Genomic DNA, 16520 nt, shown 5'->3' on the forward strand with positions numbered 1-16520 from the left:
CTCCAGGTCGATGGTCAGTGTTTCATCGCTTCGGTCGTCGCTCTCGGCGTGTGCCACAGCTCCTCCTCGGGGGAAGGGGGCGGAAGGGAGACATGACGCCATACGTCGTCGAACTGATCGCGCAGCCGCAATGGGGCGTCGGAGTTGCTGAACAGGTAGAAGCGGTCGGAGCCGAGGGCCTCCCACACGAGTGAGGCGACGTCCTCGGCGCTCACGGAGGTGTCGCCGCCCGCGCCGCGCGGCGCGGTCAGGCCCTGGACCATGGGGGTCTCGACCCGTCCCGGGCACAGCACCGACACCCGGATCGCGGTGTCCCGCAGATCGGCGCGCAGGCTGCGGGCGACCGCGAGGTCGGCGTGCTTGGAGGCGGCGTAGGCGGCGCTGCCCGCGCCGACGGCGAAGGCGGACATCGAAGCGGTGTGGATCAGGTGGGCGGGCCTGCCGCGCTCGAGGAGCGGGGGGATGAAAGCGCGGGACACCAGGACGTGCGCCCAGTGGTTCGCCTCGAAGACCTCCCGCATCCGGTCCAGCGGCACCTCCCACAGCGGCTGTCCCACGGGGCCGATGACCCCGGCGTTGTTGCACACCACATCGATGTCGCCGAGCACGTCGAACGCGGTGTCCGCGAGGTGTGCGACGGCGTCCGGGTCGGTCAGGTCGGCTCTCACGGCGGTGACCCTGGCGCCGCGCGCCGTGAGTTCGGCCGCCCGCGCACGCAGCGCGTCGCCCGCTACGTCCGCCATGACCACGGCGACGCCGGCCTGTGCGAAGCGGGCGCTGAGGGCGAATCCGATGCCGCTGGCGGCGCCGGTCACCACGGCCGTTTCTGTCCGTAACTGCACTTGGCTGCCTCCGCTTCTGTACGCGGGTACGCCGAAGGACGGCGTGCCGTTGTCCGCGAGAAGGTCTGGGTCAGTACGCGTCGTACGGGGGACGCGGCGTCACCGGGGGTCAGGGAGCTTCAAGCTGATCACGAGGACGATCACCGAGCAGCACGCGAGGAGGGCGAGGACGGCCACGGCCGCCGGCATCGTCGACTGCCAGTCGGTCATGGAGAGGTAGAGGGTGCCGCCCACGGTCGCGCCCAGCGCGGTCGCCATCTGCTGGCTGGTCACCAGCACACCGCTGCCCATCCCGGCCTGGGCCGGGGGCACGTCGGCGAGGATCATCCGGAACAGCGTCGGCCCTGTCAGCGCGGCACCCACGCCGTACAGGCCGATCCCGGCGAGTACGAGCGTCAGGGAGGGGTGCGGCCAGCCGAACCGGATGACCAGCGCGAGGAGCAGCAGGCCCGCACCCTGGACGCAGGCGCCCAGGGTGACGATGCGGGCGCCCAGGGCCGCCGCGATCCTCGGGGTGAACAGGGTCACCGCGAAGAACGCCACGGCGAACGGCGCGAGGCCGCCGCCGGATTCGAGGCCGTCGAAACCGAAGTGCCCCTGCGCGACCAGCGCGTAGACGAACAGGAAGGCACCGAAGCCCGCCGAGAACGGGACCATCGCCGCAAGACCCCTGCGCATGCCCGGGTGGGACAGCACGGTCGGGGACAGCAGCGGCGAACCGCCCCGCGCCTCCAGGCCGCGTTCGACCCGTGCCAGCGCCAGGGCGCCTGCCGCGGCGACCAGGAGCAGGGACCACAGCCACAGCGGCCAGCCCAGGTCGGGGCCCGCCACCACTAGGGCGAGGACGCAGACCATGGTGACGCCGAACAGGGCGGTGCCCTTGGGGTCGAATCCGGGCTTGGCGCCCGCCCGGGTCGCGGGGACGCGCCGGACGGCGAGCAGCGCGGCCACACCGATCGGTACGTTGATCGCGAAGACCGCCCGCCAGCCGATTCCCGCGATGTCCAGCTCGACGAGGAGGCCGCCCAGGATCTGTCCGACGACCATGCCGAGGGCGGCGGTCGCGCCATACAGGCCGATGGCACGGGCGCGTGCCTGGCCCTCGGTGGCCGCCTGGATCGTCGCGAGCACCTGCGGTACGAGCATGGCGGCGGCGGCGCCCTGGAGCAGCCGGGCCGCGACGAGGAACTCGATGGTCGGGGCGAGCCCGCAGAGCGCCGAGGTGAGGGTGAACGCGGCGAGTCCGCAGGCGTACAGGCGGCGCCTGCCGAAGGCGTCGCCGAGCCGGCCGCCGAGCACGAGGCCGAGCGCGTAGGTGAGGCCGTAGCCGGACACCACCAGTTCCAGGGCGGCGGGGCCGCCGTGGAGGTCGTCGCTGATCGAGTTCAGCGCCACGTTGACGATGGAGGCGTCGACGATGGACAGGGCGTATCCGGTGAGCACCACCACGAGGGCGATGCCGCTGAGCCCCGCGGCGACCGGCTCCGTACGGGGGGTGGGCTCCGGCGCGACGCCGGGGCCCTTGGCGGAGGGCAGGCCCTCGCGGTTCGTCATGCGTTGCCTACCCGGGCTTTCTCGGGGAACGGTTGAGGCGGGTGCGGGGATGACTCGGTCATTCGGCGGTGGTGGGGGTGCCGGTGATCTTCGACAGGATGCCCTTGGAGGCGTCCTTCGCGGACTCGGGCCAGGGGGTCAGGGAGTTGAAGCCGCGGTGGGAGGAGGCGGGTTGGATGCGGGTGTCCATCGACATCCGCATGCCGGCCGGGTCCACCGAGACGTTCGGGATGGACTTGTGGCACGTGAAGGCGTGGAAGAGGAGGACGTCGCCCGGCTCCATGGGCGAGAACAGCAGTTGTTCGTCCGCGCCGAACTCCTCGGCGGGGATGCCGCGCACGGGGTGGCCGAAGCGGCGGAAGTTCTCGGTGATGACGTGCTCGCGAGGGCCCCGCTTGTGGCTGCCGTCGGCGATGGCGACGCCCCCTATGGCGGGACTCGTCGGGAGCAGCGGTATCCAGGCGGTGCGGAAGTCCTTGTTCGGGCCTATGTAGAAGCCGTCCTGGTGCAGGGGCGTCAGGAAGCTCGGCTCCGCGGAGCCCGCGGCGGTGGGGTAGTAGCGGATCGTCGTCGACTTGAAGACGAAGACGGGCTCACCGAAGACCTGCTCCCAGAGCTTGACGGTCGTGGGGTGGTTCCACAGCTCGTCGTATTTGACGTACTCGTGCATCGCCACCTCGTCGACCGCCTCGAAGGAGTCGATGGTGAGGGTGTCGAGGGTGGTGCCGGGGGCTGCGTGGCCGAGTGCGATCAGGCCCTGGAGCATCTGCTCGGCGGCGGTCCGCACCAGTTCGCGGTCCAGGGCGCCCCGCAGATAAAGATATCCGTGCTCTTCGTAAAACCGGTCAAGGGCCTCACGGTCGTCGAGAAGAGGGGCGCAGTCGACGTACTCGCTGAAAGTCTCCGTCATGGTTCCTTGTCCTCGTGAAATCCGGCGCGTGGGGAAAGGAGCGTCACACCTCCGGGCAGACCGACGGCTTGATTCGATCGACCAGGAGCCTATATAGCCCAGCGATGTATTTCCAGCCCTCAAATTGCCTGAGGGATCGTCAACTCACATGGCGAGATGGCTTGTTCGTTTCCTAGCAAGTTTCTGCTGGCCGGGGGGCGCGACGGTTCTGCCGATATCGCTCAGAACGTCACCGGGATTTCGTCGAACCCGCCCGTGATGCGGTGCTCCTGCCACCGCAGCGCATCCTCCGGAACCGCCAGCCGCAGGTCCGGCAGACGACGGAACAGCCTCTCGAAGACGGCGGTCAGCTCGATCCGGGCCAGCGTGCGGCCTATGCAGTGGCGGGCGCCGTACCCGAACGCCAGGTGTGACTTGGGCCTGTCCCGGTGCAGATCCAGCACGTCGGCCGCGGGGTAGGCCCGTTCGTCGATGTTGGCCGCACCGATGGCGAGCTTCACCGCGTCCCCGGCCCGGATCACCGTCTCGCCGACGGTGATGTCGCTGTGCGCGTAGCGGGGTATCAGCGCGTTGGACCCCTTGCCGCCGACGCTCAGGCGCAGGATCTCCTCGACCGCGGCCGGCGCGAGGCCGGGGTCCTCGACGAGCTGCGCCCGCTGGACCGGGTTGCGCAGCAACAGCAGGGTGCCCAGGTCGATGCGGACGATGGTGGTCTCGTAACCGAACAACAGCACGGCGCAGCCCAAGTCGACGATCTCCGCGTCGGACAGCATGCCGCCCTTGGCCCTGATCAGCTCGGAGAGGATGTCGTCGCCCGGCTCGGCCCGCTTGCGGGTCACCAGGTCCATCATGTAGTCGACGACCTTTTTGAAGGTGTTCGCCGAGTGCTGGTCGTCGCTGTGGTCGAAGGTGCCTCTCGCCCACAGGCCGAAGCGCTCCCGGTCGGCCAGCGGCACACCGAGCAGATCGCAGACCACCATGGTCGGCAGCGGGAACGACAGCGCGCGGTGCAGATCGACCGGCGGTGTGGTGACGGCCAACTCGTCGAGCAGCTCGTCCACATGGTGCTCGATGCGGGCCTGCATGCGGCGCATCCGCTGGGTCGTGAAGAGGGGGACGAGCAGCTCGCGCATCTGCGCGTGTCTGGCGAGTTCGGTGTCGCAGTCGTCCCCAGCCATCAGCGCGACCATGAAGCCTCTGGCCGCGCTCTTGGCGGACTGCTCACGGTCGGGGTTGCTGAGGCGGAGCCTGCGGTCGGCGAGCAGGGTGCGCACCTCGTCGTAGCGGGTGACCAGCCAGGCGTCCTCACCGGCGGCCCGCACCTTGATGATCGGCCCCTCCTGCTGCAGTGCGCGCATTTGGGGTGCGATGCCCATGACGGACGGATTGTCGAACGGTAACGTCGGAAGTTCCTTCATGCGGGCATGCTCATTTCCCCGAGGATTTCCGGCATTCTTCTGGAAGCACCCCGGATCGACAGCGAAGGCAATTTCCTGGACGGGCCGACGGCGCCGGTGACGCCGAGACCGCGGAAATGTCAGAGCAAGACGCGCCATTGCGTCATGGAAAGCTGGTGCGGACCGCATGCCCCTCGCGGGGCGCAGGCCATCAATGCATCAACGAGACTATATAAGTGTGCGCTACTTTTCCAGGGTGACCACTTCGCAGACCAACAGCCCACGGGACCATCTGGATGTGAGCGCCCTGATCTCGGCGATCGAGAACTTCAACCGCTTCTACATTCGCCTGCCCGCTCTCCAGACACTGTCCTTCACCACTCTGTCCGTGCTGGACACCCTCAACTCGCGGGGGCCCACCCGGCTCACGAAGCTCGCCAGGACCGAGCAGATCAGCCAGCCAGGACTCACCCAGCTCGTCACGCGCCTGGAGCAGGACGGCCTCGTGGAACGCCGCCCCGACCCGACGGACGGGCGGGCCGTCCTCGTCCACATCACCGACGCCGGGCGGCAGGTCGGCGCGTCCCGTCTGGAGGACCGGACCCGCCGCCTGGTCCCGCTCGTCGCCCAACTGACGCCCGAGGACCAGCGGGCGATCGCCGAGGCGCTCCCCGCCCTCTCCCGCCTCGCGGAACTCGGCCACCGGACCCGGTCGTGACGGCCCGGCCCGATGCCCCGCCGCGACGACGGCTCAAGCCGAGCCCCCCGCCGACAAACCCTGGGGCTGTCGAAGGCCCCTAGAGCGAGGTGCCGACCTTGAGTGCCAGGTCGATGAGGCGGTTCGAGTAACCCCACTCGTTGTCGTACCAGCCGACGACCTTGACCTGCGGCCCGTTCACGCGGGTGAGGCCGGCGTCGAAGATGCAGGAGGCCGGGTCGGTGACGATGTCGGAGCTGACGATCGGCGCCTCGGTGTAGGTGAGCAGTCCCTTGTACGCGCCGGCGGCGGCCTTCGCGTACGCCTCGTTGATCTCCTCGACGGTGGTGCGGCGGCTCGTGGTGACCGTCAGGTCGGTGACCGAGCCGGTCGGCACGGGGACCCGCAGCGCGAACGCGTCGAGGCGGCCCTGGAGTTCGGGCAGGACCAGGCCGATAGCCTTGGCGGCGCCGCTGGACGTCGGCACCACGTTGACGGCGGCCGAGCGGGCGCGGCGCAGGTCCTTGTGGGGGGCGTCCTGCAGGTTCTGGTCCTGGGTGTAGGCGTGGACCGTGGTCATCATGCCGTACTCGATGCCGACGGTCTCGTGCAGCACCTTGGCGAGGACGCCGAGGCAGTTGGTGGTGCAGGAGGCGTTGGAGATGATGGTGTGGCTGGCGGGGTCGTAGATGTCGTCGTTGACACCCAGGACGATCGTGACGTCCTCGTCGCTCGCGGGGGCGGCGATGATCACCTTCTTGGCGCCGCCGTCGATGTGCGCGCGGGCCTTCTCGGCCTTGGTGAAGATGCCGGTGGACTCGATGACGACGTCCACCCCCAGGTCGCCCCAGGGCAGTTGGGCCGGGTCGCGCTCGGCGAGGACCTTGACCGTCTTGTCGCCGACCCGGATCGCGCCGGGCTCGGCGGTGATCTCCTCCGGGAAGCGGCCGAGGACCGAGTCGTAGGCCAAGAGGTGGGCCATGGTCGGCACGTCGCCCAGGTCGTTGACCGCGACGATCTCCAGGTCCGCGTTCCTGGCGGCGACCGCCCGGAAGACGTTCCTCCCGATGCGGCCGAAGCCGTTGATGCCTACACGAACAGTCATGCGTTCCTCTCACGACAGTTTTTGGGGCTCGGTGGTGAAGAGAGGGCAGCCGAGCGTGTCGCGGCGCGCCGCAGCGGCGGCCACCCAGAACACCATAAGCAACTTCTGTAAGTTATCAATACATCGCCGCTCCGCAAGCTATAGGCTCCCCCGCGTGCGTGCCTCCAGGAGCGATCTGAATGTGACTCAGTTCATTGACGTCGTCGAGGAGTTCAACCGTTTCTACATCCGCCTGCCGCGTCGGCGAAACCACGCGTTCAGCACGCTGTCGGTGCTCGACGCCCTGGCCTGCGCCGACCGCCCCAAACGCCTGACGGAGCTGATCGCGAGCGAACAGCTCAGCCAGCCGGGGCTCACCCAGCTGGTCAAGCGCCTGGAACGCGACGGCCTCGTGGAACGCGGACGTGACCCGCGCGACGGCCGCGCCGTTCTGGTGCACATCACCCAGAAGGGGCGGAACCTCGGCGAGTCGTGCCGCGGGGAACGGGCCGAGCAGCTGACACCACTGATCGCACTCCTCACCCCGGAGGAACGTCGCGCGCTCGCCGGGGCACTGCCCGCGCTACGCCGCCTGACGTGGCTCGGGCGGGCCGGCGCCGAGGACGCCGTCGGCCCGTCGGGCCACGTGGAGCGCACGGGGGAGCGGGCCCCGAGAGCAAGGGGGTGCGGGGGCCACGCGCGTCATCCCTTCACGGCCGACCGCCCCGGGTCTCCGCGTGCCGCCGAGGGCGGGCCAACGCCTCCTCAGTAAGCCGGCACGGAGGGCCGGGAACTGCGGCCGGGTTGCGGCGCATCAGCACGTCGGGGGCTTCGGCGAGTGCGGCTTCGGCCTGTTCGGCGTCTTGGCCGGCCTGTTGGGCGGTGAGGGTACGCAGGTACGGCCAGGCGCGGTCGCTGAACGGCTGGTGGGCGTGGTCGCGGTGTATCTACGGGATCTCCGTGAGCCCGTGTCCGGGGAGGCGGACCCAGAGGTGGCGGACGTCTTGGCAGGCAGTCGTCGTCATCGTCCTGTGGGTCGTTCGAGGCAGCCGCGGCGGCCTCCCGATCTGTTCCAACCAGGAGCCGCCTCCCGCACACCCCGGTCCCGGTCCTGGCCCCGGCGAGGACGGAAACGCGCGAGGAGACGCGGCGGGGGAGAGGGAGCTTGCCGTGTCATCCCCGAGCCTCGTGGCCGTCGCCAGTGACCTCACCCGGTGGCGGCCACCGGCCACTGCCGGTGGGAACGGCCCACCATCGTGCTGTCCACCGCCGGGCGTCACAGATCAGGGGATGAGGCAGAGTAGTCACCACGCGGCCCGGACCGTACTGTGCTGCGCACGACGGCCTCCTTGAAGGCCGCAGCGGCGCGTCCTGTCAGAACGAGCCCGCGCGGGCGGTCGTCGGCATGGGCGAACTGGACGACACCGTCACGTCGGCCAAGGCTGATGTTGGTGAAGGCGTAACCGATCCGAACGGGTCCGGGTTCCCGGCCCGTCAGCCGAGCTGCGATGACGTCGGCCACACCCCGGCCCATGGGGAGGGCTGCCTGGCAGGACATTCGGCTCGGCGCTCCGCCCACCGACACCCCGGCAGCGGCGTCGCCGACGGCGTACACCTCAGGGTGCGAGATCGAGCGCAGGGTGGCATCGACGAGCATCCGGCCGCCCTCATCCGTCGCGAGTCCTGCCTCGCGCGCCAGCTCCGGCGCCTGGAACCCGGTGGTCCACACGACGGCGTCAGCGGCGAACGACGCGCCGTCGCGGGTGTCCAGGCCGTCCTGGCGCACCATCGCGACATGGGTCTTCGGGTGAACCGAGACGCCCAGCCGGTCGAGAGCGCGCCGCAGGTGGGTTCGGGCGCGCGGCGCGAGTCCGGTCCCCATGTCCTCAGCACCGGTGAACAGCCGGACGTGCAGCTCGGGGTGACTTTCGGCCAGTTCCGAGGCGGTTTCAAGGCCGGTCAGCCCTGCGCCGACCACCGCGACAGTGCCGCCTGACGCTATCTCAGAAATTCTGCGCCTCAGCCGTGTTGCCTGCTCAAAATCGGCGACGGCGTACGCGTGCTCAATTGCCCCCGGGACGTTGTCGAGCCGCGCTCGGCTGCCCACGGCGTACACAAGGGTGTCGTAACCGATCACTTGGGGCGCGGTGTCCAGGCTCACGGTCCGGCCAGTGGTGTCGATCGCGGTCACGCGTCCAATGACCAGTTCGACCGACGCACCACCGAGCTGCTGACGCAAGGACAGCGCCGCAGGACGCTGCCCGGCGGCCACCTGATGGAGCCGGACCCGTTCGACGAACCGGTCCGAAGTGTTGACCAGCGTGATGGTGACATCGCTGCGGCGCAGCTTGCGGGCGAGGCGCTTGGCCGCAAGGAGACCGGCGTAACCGGCGCCCACGACGACGAGGCGATGACTCATGGCATGACTCCTGTGTGACTACGGGCGGCTTCTGCGCCACCTCGGGCAATCGGTCGCCGCGCATCGACGGTCAGGCCGCGGTTGCGGCCACGGCAACCGCCCAGGCGATGTACAGGACGTTCACCACCAGCCGAGCCACCGCACCGGCCGGCCGCTCAAGGAGCCGGGGCCGGTCCGGGCGCGCGCGGCGCAGCGCGTCCACGTGGGACACCAAGTAGCAGGTGATCAGAGCAGCGGCGGCCCAGCCCCCGGCCCACCTGCCGCTCGGAACCAGCACCAGCGCACCCACCAGTACCTCCGCCGCCCCACTGACGGCGACGAGGAGCCGCTCCCGGTGGAGCCACGCGGGCACCAGTGTGCGGAAGTAGCCGGGGACCAGAAAGTGGGCGACCCCCGTGACGACCAGAAACACCGCCAAGGCAACGGAAGCGATAGCGTCCATGACACGATGATCGACGCACCTCGCGCCTGGGCGCTTGAACAAAACGATCGCTGCACCGTCTTCGCCTCCGGTCCCGAGGCGACGATGTTCGCCGAGTCCCGCCCGTTCCGTGTCGCCCAACACCAACTGCCCGTATGGAAAGCCGTGCTGCCGCTCGGTGGCCACGCCGAACTCTTCCAGCCGGGACGGCCCATGGTGGCGGCGCCCGGGCTGATCGTTCCGCCCCAACTGGCCCACGCCTGTGCGGCGACCTCTGCCTACATCGCCCTGTTCATCGACTCCTGGCTGCTGCCCTCACGGCCGGAGCCGATACGGCTCGGCTCGGATGAGGTCCGTCGCGTGCTCGCCGCGCTCGGCACCACCGATTCCGACAGCCCAGGCACTCGCGTGGACCTGGCCGCCGGATACGCCGAGCTGCGGAGACTCGCTGGGCGCCCATCCCTCCTCGATCCGAGAGTCGCCCACGCTGTCCACCTGTGTACGACGCGCGACCCGAACCAGCCCATCGCCTCCATCGCCGGCGAGGTCGGTCTGTCGGCCCCGCGGCTGCGCGCCCTGGTCCGGCAGGAGGTGGGCATCACGCTGGCGCGCTTGCGCCGATGGGGTCGGCTCCGCACCGCGATCGCCGAACTGCCGGAGTCGTCCGCCGCCCTGGCCGCAGCCACCGCAGGCTTCGCCGACCAGGCCCACCTCGCCCGTACTGCCCGGGACTTCATCGGGCGTACGCCTGCCTCTCTGCGCCACGCTGACGCCTAGGAGCCGTCTGTGCGCAGCCCTTGCAGGCGCGGGTCGTGAGGCGCACCGGTGGGCATCTGCGCCTTGATGGCGATACGTGCCGGTCTCGGCCGGAGTCCACTTGCGAGCGCGTTCGGCCAGCACCGTCCCGCGCGCACCCGGCGAGGGGGACCACTGCCCGCAGGCCGTGTGCTCGTTGACGTACAGCACCTGTGCGCCGCGCCTCGCCCCACGCATAGAGCGCGAGGTGAAGAAGCGGTGCCAGCCGCAGGTCCGGGCCAAGGCCAGGCGAACGCGGCGTCCACGGGCGGCATCGCCATCGACACCCGCGCCCGCCTCGGCTACACCGCGCCGATCGGGTCAACAGACCAGGACCGCCTCCGGCACCTGACCGTCGCCCTGCCCCCGTGATACACCGCCCGCCTCTTCGACGCCCAGGAGCGGGGTGCCAGCGTCGTCCAGCTCCAAGAGATCGCCGCCGAAGCGCTCAAGGAGGTCTACTTCCAGGACAACGGCCGCCGCGCCAGCTACCTGGGGGGCATCCGATCCGATCGTCGCTGAGACCATCACGGAGTCGTATTTCACGGAATCGGGCATCCGTGCCGCTGGGCTGCGCGCGGGTTTCACGTACGCCTCGAAATAGAGCCCCGGTTCTGATCCGGCCGAATTCGCGACCTGCTGGAAACGTATCCGTGAGCCGAGGCGCGATATCTGTCAGCCGGGAAACGGTACGTGAAACCTGGCCACGCCCTATGGGGACTAAGTGGGTTGGCCGAAGCCGACCGCTAATCCTTCGGGCTGCCAGGAAACAGACCTGGGCGGGTTGCGGGGATTCACCCGGCCGAGATCGGTCTGAGGTAGGTACGCCAGAGACGTCGATGGTCTGGCCGGTTGCCCAGCGGCCCCGCGGGCCCGCGAGGAAGCCCACCACGTCTTCGACGTCCTCCGGCTCGCCGATCCGTCCGAGCGCGGTGATGGACTCAAGTCCGGCGACCGCCTCGGGAACCTCCGCGTAATGGGCGATCATGTCGGTCAGCACCACTCCGGGTTCGACCGTGTTCACGGTGCCCGCGTCGGCCCAGCTCGTTGGCAAGCGACGGGCCGAGGGCTGCGAGCGCCGCCTTGGTGACGGTGTATCCGATCTGGAGAGGATTCGCGATCCGGGTGGCTGCCGATCCCATGTTGACGATCCGTCCGCCGTCCCGCAGCAGCAGCGCCCGCTGGATCACGAAGATCGGCGTGCTCACGTTGATCGCCAGCAGCCGCTCGAACTCCTTCCCCGTGAGCTGCCCGATCGACGTGGCCGAGTGGATGCCCGCATTGTTGACCAGAATGTCCAGGCCGTCCGCGCCGTGGTCCGCCAGCCCGGCGGTGAGCTCCTTGAACAGCCGGTCCACCGCACCGCTTTCGCCGAACCGGGCCTGTACCGCGAAGACCCGGCCGCCGGCTTCCGCGATTTGCGCCACGGTCTCCGTGGCGGCCGCGGTGTTGCCGCCGTAGTGGACCGCGACCAGTGCCCCCTCGGCGGCGAGATGCAGGGCGACCGCGCGCCCGATCCTGCGTGAGCCGCCCGTCACCAATGCGGTCCTGCCGCCCAGCTCCGCCACGATCGCTTCTCCCCTCGTGATGCTCCGGAAGAATCCGGGAACGATTCAGCCTAAGCGGCGTCGGTGCACTGTGGTGTTGGTCATCCCGCGATTTCGAGGCAGAGCTGCCGTCGGCTGTTGCTGGAGGTCTCCCCATCGGGCGGGTTCTCCGAATGCCAGTCGAGTCGCCCTGCTCAGCCCGCGCCTCTGCATGCCGCGTGACTTTTCCGCTCTTCCGAAGGGCGAGGCGACTTCACGGTGACAACTACCGTGCGTCGGAACAATCCGACGGGCCGTCGTACAGCGCTCTGACGACGGCCCGCTCCCGAATCGCACCACGAATATGAGACTGAAGATGACCACGCCCTGGCCGACGCGGCGCAACGCCGACCGCCCGATAGCCCCCGCGCGTCGCCGTGCCCCGGGAGCCGGTCGACCCCGCGTCCATCGGCCGTCGCGTCACACGGCGCCGGGCGAAGGGGATGGACGCTGGCGCCGCCGCGCCGGCCTGTGAGGACGCCCGCTTCGACGCACGGCAGGACTTTCGCCACGAGGGTCTGGTTGACGACGTCCGCGGATGGGCGGAGTTGTGGAGGGTGAGACCACTGGCGAGGCGTTCATCCGATCCGCGCACCCTAAGGTGGGCACAAAGCCAGGCCGAACTGCCAAGAACAGGCTCAGTCAGCCTGGAGGACGGTCCAGATTGAGGATGTCGCCAGTGGGCGGCTTGGTCTTCAGGGGCTTGTTGAAGTCACTGAGGGTGAGTGCTTCTGGTTTCCCGCCGCCGGGCCTCTGGACCAGCTTCAAAAGGTAGGGCTTGCCCTTCGTGGCGACGTACAGGGTGAACTTGTCTTTGCCGTTGACGCCCGACAGCTTGATCGCCGGAGTGCCGTCAACTGTGGCGTAGCCGTCCCTGCGCGCCGTGGAGGTGTCGGTGTCCTCGTAGGCGGCCATCCGAAGGTCGAGGTCGCAGAATTTGACGTAGGACCGGCCCTCTTCACTCATCGTGCTCGTCTTCGCCCAGCGTCCCGCGAGCAGGTCGACGGCAGCCTCGACATCGCTTGCCCTCTCCTTGGTGCCGACGGCGCGCAGGACTCCTTCATCGTACTTTCGGTAGACCGTGTCGTAAGTGATGATCAGCTGTATCGAACCCGCATGTTTTTTACCCATCGTGCCCGCGCATGTACCTGCGGTGGTGAAAACCATGTCGAGTATGTTGAGCCCGCTGGTGGTGTCAGGCGTCGTCCCCTTCATTCGCAGTGAATAGGCGCCCGCGGTCGTCGAAATGGCTTTGGCGGCGATTTCGGTACCGGACTTTCCGGCAAAGGGGTCCGTCGGCTGGTGGTTGGGCCCTGCCGAGGCCCCGCTGTCGGCTCTGGTCTCCTTGTTTTCGACGCCGCAGGCTGTCAGGGCGACACCGAGACAGGCCGCAGTGATCGTGGCGGTAGGCAGGTGTAGGTACTGACGCACGAGGCCTCCAGGCATAGTCCACCGGGAGGCCTCTGCATCAGCGTCTCCCGTCGTCGCGAGGCTCCCTCTGCGCGACGGCTGAGCATATATCGGCACTACCTGGTGCTTACACTTAGGGTTTCGACAGGCCATGGTGTGTCCTAAGACGTCGTTTCTCATAGCCGTCCAAGCGGCGTGAGAAGGCGTCGGTCCATCTACGGTGGCAATCGGTTAATGATCGCTGGCACAGGGCACGGCCGGTGTCACGCTGACTTCGTGAAGAACGTCGCCCTGGGCGAGGACGCACGTCCACAACCTGTGGCGAGCCGACGCCCTCCGCCACAACCTGCCGGACGAAGACTTCTGGATCTTCGACGACGATGACAACCTCACGGGCACCGAACTGAACACGAGCACCTGCACCAGCGGGCCACGGCGTGCGGCCAACCCGACGCCTACGACGAGCTGCGGGCCCGCCTGGCGGGATTCGAGCCGCACATCCGCTCCTGGAGCAGACAACGCGTCGGCGGTCACAAGCCCGTGCAGGACGCCCACAACCAGGCCCAGGCGAACCCCAAAGGCTGCGCGGGCCTGGGAGGGCCTCGTGGATCGTGGCGTCCTGGAGACCCCCGACTACGCCCGCACCGTGCTCACCCGCTCCAACGAACTTTCACCCGTCCCCACCGGACAGCAAGGAAGCCGCCCGCACCCGCATACGGCGCCAGGAACTGCTCTACAGCGGGGACAGGCGCCACCACATCATCGTGTCGGAACCGGTCCTCCGGTCCCTGGTCAGCTCGCCCTCAGCGCTCACCGCCCCACCTCGACCGCTTGAGCGGCGTCGTCGGCATGGACACTGTCGAACTCGGCATCGTGCCTCTCACCGCATCCCTGAAGTCTCGTCCGGTCTGAGCTTTTGGATCTACGACGACGGCCAGGTCGTCACCGAGACCTGGCACGCGGAACTCTGACTCGACGCCTCCGCATGCAGCAGGGGACGTTCAGCCCCGGGCCCCGGCCCCCGAGGGCGGGATCGGGGCAGAGACGCGGAAGGCCCCGGTCTGGTCGCCACGGCGGTCCTCGGTTTGGCCCTTGCTGCTCTGCAGACGCCGCTTCATCGCGTCCTCGAGGGGTATCGCGGTTGGCCCCAGTGGTTGGCCCGCGCGCGTCGTCGACATCATCTGGCCCGCAAGTACCTGCTGCGTAATCGAGTGGACGCTCTGACCTTGGCTGAGCAGGAACGATCAGGTCGTCTGGCCGTTGCCGACCAGTCCGTGCTCGCCGCCTTCCGCGCCCCCCCCGATCGTCAACCGCTATCTGACTGTGGAAATCTACAAGGGCGACGCCTGGTTCGCGTTGCTCAACGAGCAGTTGCACCGCTATCCCCTGGACGGTCGCCAGGTCATCCCCAACTCGGCTCGGCAAAGCGATCCGACGGTTCGAGGAGTATGGCTATGACCGCTACCGACTCGTCTCGCAGGTGCTTTGGCACGAACTCAACGCCGCTGTACCCGACATGGCGCGCCAGCAGACCGACGACGCCCGGATGAGCGTCGACTTCTTCGTCAGCTTGCTCTACGGGCACCTGCTCGTCGTCGCGGCTGCCGTCGCCGACCTCGCTATCGGGGACACTGTGCGCCCCTGGTTGGTCGCCACGACCATTGCGATTCTGCTGCCGCTCACACTGCTTTGGTATCGCCTGGCGGTCGTGGCCACCGACGAATGGGCCGGCGCAGTTCGGGCGATGGTCAACCTTGGGCGACACTCCCTGGCCGCTGCGCTTGGACTCACGGTCCCTGGCGGAAGCGAGGAGGAACGCACTATGTGGCACCTGGTCAGCGACCTTGTCCGCAACGTATTTACCCCGGACAGACTGCCTTGGACACCTACAGGTCCACTCCGGTCCGGAAGAGACAGGCGCGAGGGGCAGGCCAGTACCCACCCAGCCGACGTTGCCCGCGGCTCGCCCGTCTCCAGCCGCAGACGACACGTCGCCAAGTTAGGGCAGTGCATTTGGGATATGACGGGCGTCGCCTTTGTGCCTGCCATTCCTGCTGACACTCAGTCTGCGCTCGCGTGGAGTGAGCGTAGTGGCGCAGATTTTCCTGGACCGCTATCGCATCACGAAGCGCCTCGTGCCGGGCTTGCAACCTGTTGGCGCCGGACTAGGGCTTCCTCTCGCAACGGCCGGTGCGGGGGCCTTTCGGGTCCGGCGCCGGGGCATGAGGGGCGAAACTGGTGCACTCGCCCTGCTGACCGGCATGCGTTTGTCTGCCGACGATCAGTTGGTGCGGTCGGACCAGTCGGCCGGGAGGGCGTCGGGGGCGACGGAGATGACGGAATCGTCGTCAGTGCCCACATACTCGAAGAGGGTGATCCTCGCGAACTCGGGGACGACGTAGATCGGATAGGTGGGCCCCTGGTCGCGGTAGCGACGCATGGTGTCCAGGTGGTCGTTCTGGAAGCAGACGGTGCGTTCACCGTGTTCCTCGACCCAGTGCGGGAAGAAGATCACGCCATGCAGGCGCCGCTTGCGAGGCATGACGTTGACCGCGACGGAGGTGCCAGTGGGCTCGTTCCAGGAGACCTTGAAACTGTCGTCGTCCAACTGGACGAGGTCCACCCGCTGGTCCTTGACCCAGCGGCCGCCGACCATTCCGGAATGGATCCGGTAGTCGATCGTGTGGTCGTTCTTCACGTACATCTCGTACTGCCAGCCGTTGGCGTAGGTGTAGATGAAGCGGTGGCCGACGATCTCGGACAGGTCCTGCGGTGGGACGGGCTGCTCGACGGTGGTCTGAAAGGCTCCGCTGGTGGTGGCGGCGTCGCTTGTCATGTGTGACCTCCCTGGTGGTGCTTGTCGGCGTGGTGCATCCGACCTCTTCAGTTTGCCACAAAACTATTTTGCGACAAAATCACCAGTACGAGAGAATCAGCCCCATGGACACTGCCACCGAGTTCGGCCGCCTCATCGGCCCGCTGCGCCGGGCAATACTGCGCACACGGCGCACTGCCGGCCTCCCCGACCTGTCCGAAGCCCAGATCGAACTACTCCGGGCACTCGCCGAAGCCGGACCGCTGTCACCTCGCCAGGCAGCCGACCGACTGCGTCTGGCCCCCTCCACGGTCAGCAACCTCCTCCGCACCATGACCGCCGCCGGTCTGGTCGAGCGGAAACCCTCCACGACCGACCTGCGCACCGTCCGCCTCACCGCTTCGCCCACCGCACTGGAGATGCTCCACGCCTACGACCGCACCAGCACAGCCGCCCTGCACCGCGCCCTGGCAGAGCTCACCCCGAACAGCCGCGAAGCGATCGAACGCGCCCTCCCTGCCCTCGCCGAGCTGCTCACCGTCCTCGAAACCGACTAGTACTCCTGATGTCGGACCTCCGGGGCCTTCAGC

The 16520-nt window shown here is 68.5% G+C and carries 14 protein-coding genes and 2 pseudogenes; 5 read left to right on the forward strand and 11 right to left on the reverse strand.

The genetic code is table 11. The annotated features are described in order from the left end of the window. Nucleotides 1-14: 14 nt before the first annotated feature. The 4 genes from ptlF to penM form a co-directional block, all read right to left on the reverse strand. Nucleotides 15-815 (reverse strand): 1-deoxy-11-beta-hydroxypentalenate dehydrogenase, encoded by an 801-nt coding sequence (gene ptlF / locus J2N69_RS35785; protein WP_330166851.1) that lies wholly within the window; start codon nucleotides 813-815, stop codon nucleotides 15-17. A 126-nt stretch (nucleotides 816-941) separates the two neighbouring features. Then, nucleotides 942-2396 (reverse strand): MFS transporter, encoded by a 1455-nt coding sequence (locus tag J2N69_RS35790; protein WP_230904454.1) that lies wholly within the window; start codon nucleotides 2394-2396, stop codon nucleotides 942-944. Between the two features lie 58 nt (nucleotides 2397-2454). Next, the gene (gene ptlH / locus J2N69_RS35795; RefSeq protein WP_230904455.1) at nucleotides 2455-3306 is read right to left on the reverse strand and encodes a 1-deoxypentalenic acid 11-beta-hydroxylase; all 852 of its coding nucleotides are present in this window, start codon (nucleotides 3304-3306) and stop codon (nucleotides 2455-2457) included. Between the two features lie 221 nt (nucleotides 3307-3527). Continuing rightward, nucleotides 3528-4724 carry a pentalenolactone synthase gene (gene penM, locus J2N69_RS35800; protein WP_408056862.1) on the reverse strand — a complete coding sequence of 399 codons (1197 nt, stop codon included), beginning with the start codon at nucleotides 4722-4724 and terminating at the stop codon, nucleotides 3528-3530. Between the two features lie 235 nt (nucleotides 4725-4959). Between penM and J2N69_RS35805 the strand changes: the two genes are divergently transcribed. Beyond that, nucleotides 4960-5421 (forward strand): MarR family winged helix-turn-helix transcriptional regulator, encoded by a 462-nt coding sequence (locus J2N69_RS35805; RefSeq protein ID WP_230904457.1) that lies wholly within the window; start codon nucleotides 4960-4962, stop codon nucleotides 5419-5421. Between the two features lie 79 nt (nucleotides 5422-5500). Here the strand turns inward: J2N69_RS35805 and gap are convergent, their stop codons facing one another. Then, nucleotides 5501-6505: a type I glyceraldehyde-3-phosphate dehydrogenase gene (gene gap / locus J2N69_RS35810; protein ID WP_230904458.1), complete on the reverse strand. Its 1005-nt coding sequence runs from the start codon at nucleotides 6503-6505 to the stop codon at nucleotides 5501-5503. A gap of 181 nt (nucleotides 6506-6686) precedes the next feature. Between gap and J2N69_RS35815 the strand changes: the two genes are divergently transcribed. Next, entirely contained in the window at nucleotides 6687-7256 is a 570-nt protein-coding gene (locus J2N69_RS35815; RefSeq protein ID WP_230904459.1) for a MarR family winged helix-turn-helix transcriptional regulator, read from the forward strand. A 504-nt stretch (nucleotides 7257-7760) separates the two neighbouring features. On the opposite strand, the gene J2N69_RS35820 is transcribed toward J2N69_RS35815, so the two are convergent. Together J2N69_RS35820 and J2N69_RS35825 are read right to left on the reverse strand one after the other, a co-directional pair. Continuing rightward, complete coding sequence (locus J2N69_RS35820) at nucleotides 7761-8903, reverse strand: NAD(P)/FAD-dependent oxidoreductase (RefSeq protein WP_230904460.1); 1143 nt, start codon at nucleotides 8901-8903, stop codon at nucleotides 7761-7763. A 70-nt stretch (nucleotides 8904-8973) separates the two neighbouring features. Further along, nucleotides 8974-9345, reverse strand: a complete 372-nt coding sequence (locus J2N69_RS35825) for a hypothetical protein (RefSeq protein WP_230904461.1) — start codon at nucleotides 9343-9345, stop codon at nucleotides 8974-8976. Between the two features lie 6 nt (nucleotides 9346-9351). Here J2N69_RS35825 and J2N69_RS35830 point away from each other — a divergent pair, with 6 nt between their 5' ends. Then, nucleotides 9352-10101 (forward strand): helix-turn-helix domain-containing protein, encoded by a 750-nt coding sequence (locus J2N69_RS35830; protein ID WP_230904462.1) that lies wholly within the window; start codon nucleotides 9352-9354, stop codon nucleotides 10099-10101. A 196-nt stretch (nucleotides 10102-10297) separates the two neighbouring features. Beyond that, nucleotides 10298-10641 (forward strand): annotated as a pseudogene (tpg, locus tag J2N69_RS35835) (telomere-protecting terminal protein Tpg); the annotation flags it as partial. 272 nt (nucleotides 10642-10913) lie between these two features. Here tpg and J2N69_RS35840 read toward each other — a convergent pair. The 4 genes and pseudogenes from J2N69_RS35840 to J2N69_RS35855 form a co-directional block, all read right to left on the reverse strand. Further along, nucleotides 10914-11687 (reverse strand): annotated as a pseudogene (locus J2N69_RS35840) (SDR family oxidoreductase). 660 nt (nucleotides 11688-12347) lie between these two features. Beyond that, nucleotides 12348-13136, reverse strand: a complete 789-nt coding sequence (locus J2N69_RS35845) for a hypothetical protein (protein ID WP_230904463.1) — start codon at nucleotides 13134-13136, stop codon at nucleotides 12348-12350. A gap of 1381 nt (nucleotides 13137-14517) precedes the next feature. After that, nucleotides 14518-14880: a hypothetical protein gene (locus J2N69_RS35850; protein ID WP_230904464.1), complete on the reverse strand. Its 363-nt coding sequence runs from the start codon at nucleotides 14878-14880 to the stop codon at nucleotides 14518-14520. A gap of 516 nt (nucleotides 14881-15396) precedes the next feature. Then, nucleotides 15397-15951, reverse strand: coding sequence for a phenolic acid decarboxylase (locus J2N69_RS35855; RefSeq protein ID WP_269075659.1), 555 nt, complete (start codon nucleotides 15949-15951; stop codon nucleotides 15397-15399). Nucleotides 15952-16055: 104 nt separating this feature from the next. On the opposite strand from J2N69_RS35855, the gene J2N69_RS35860 reads away from it, so the two are divergent. After that, complete coding sequence (locus tag J2N69_RS35860) at nucleotides 16056-16487, forward strand: MarR family winged helix-turn-helix transcriptional regulator (protein ID WP_230904465.1); 432 nt, start codon at nucleotides 16056-16058, stop codon at nucleotides 16485-16487. Nucleotides 16488-16520: the final 33 nt, after the last annotated feature.

Source organism: Streptomyces huasconensis (genome assembly GCF_021028635.1).
Taxonomy (GTDB): domain Bacteria; phylum Actinomycetota; class Actinomycetes; order Streptomycetales; family Streptomycetaceae; genus Streptomyces; species Streptomyces huasconensis.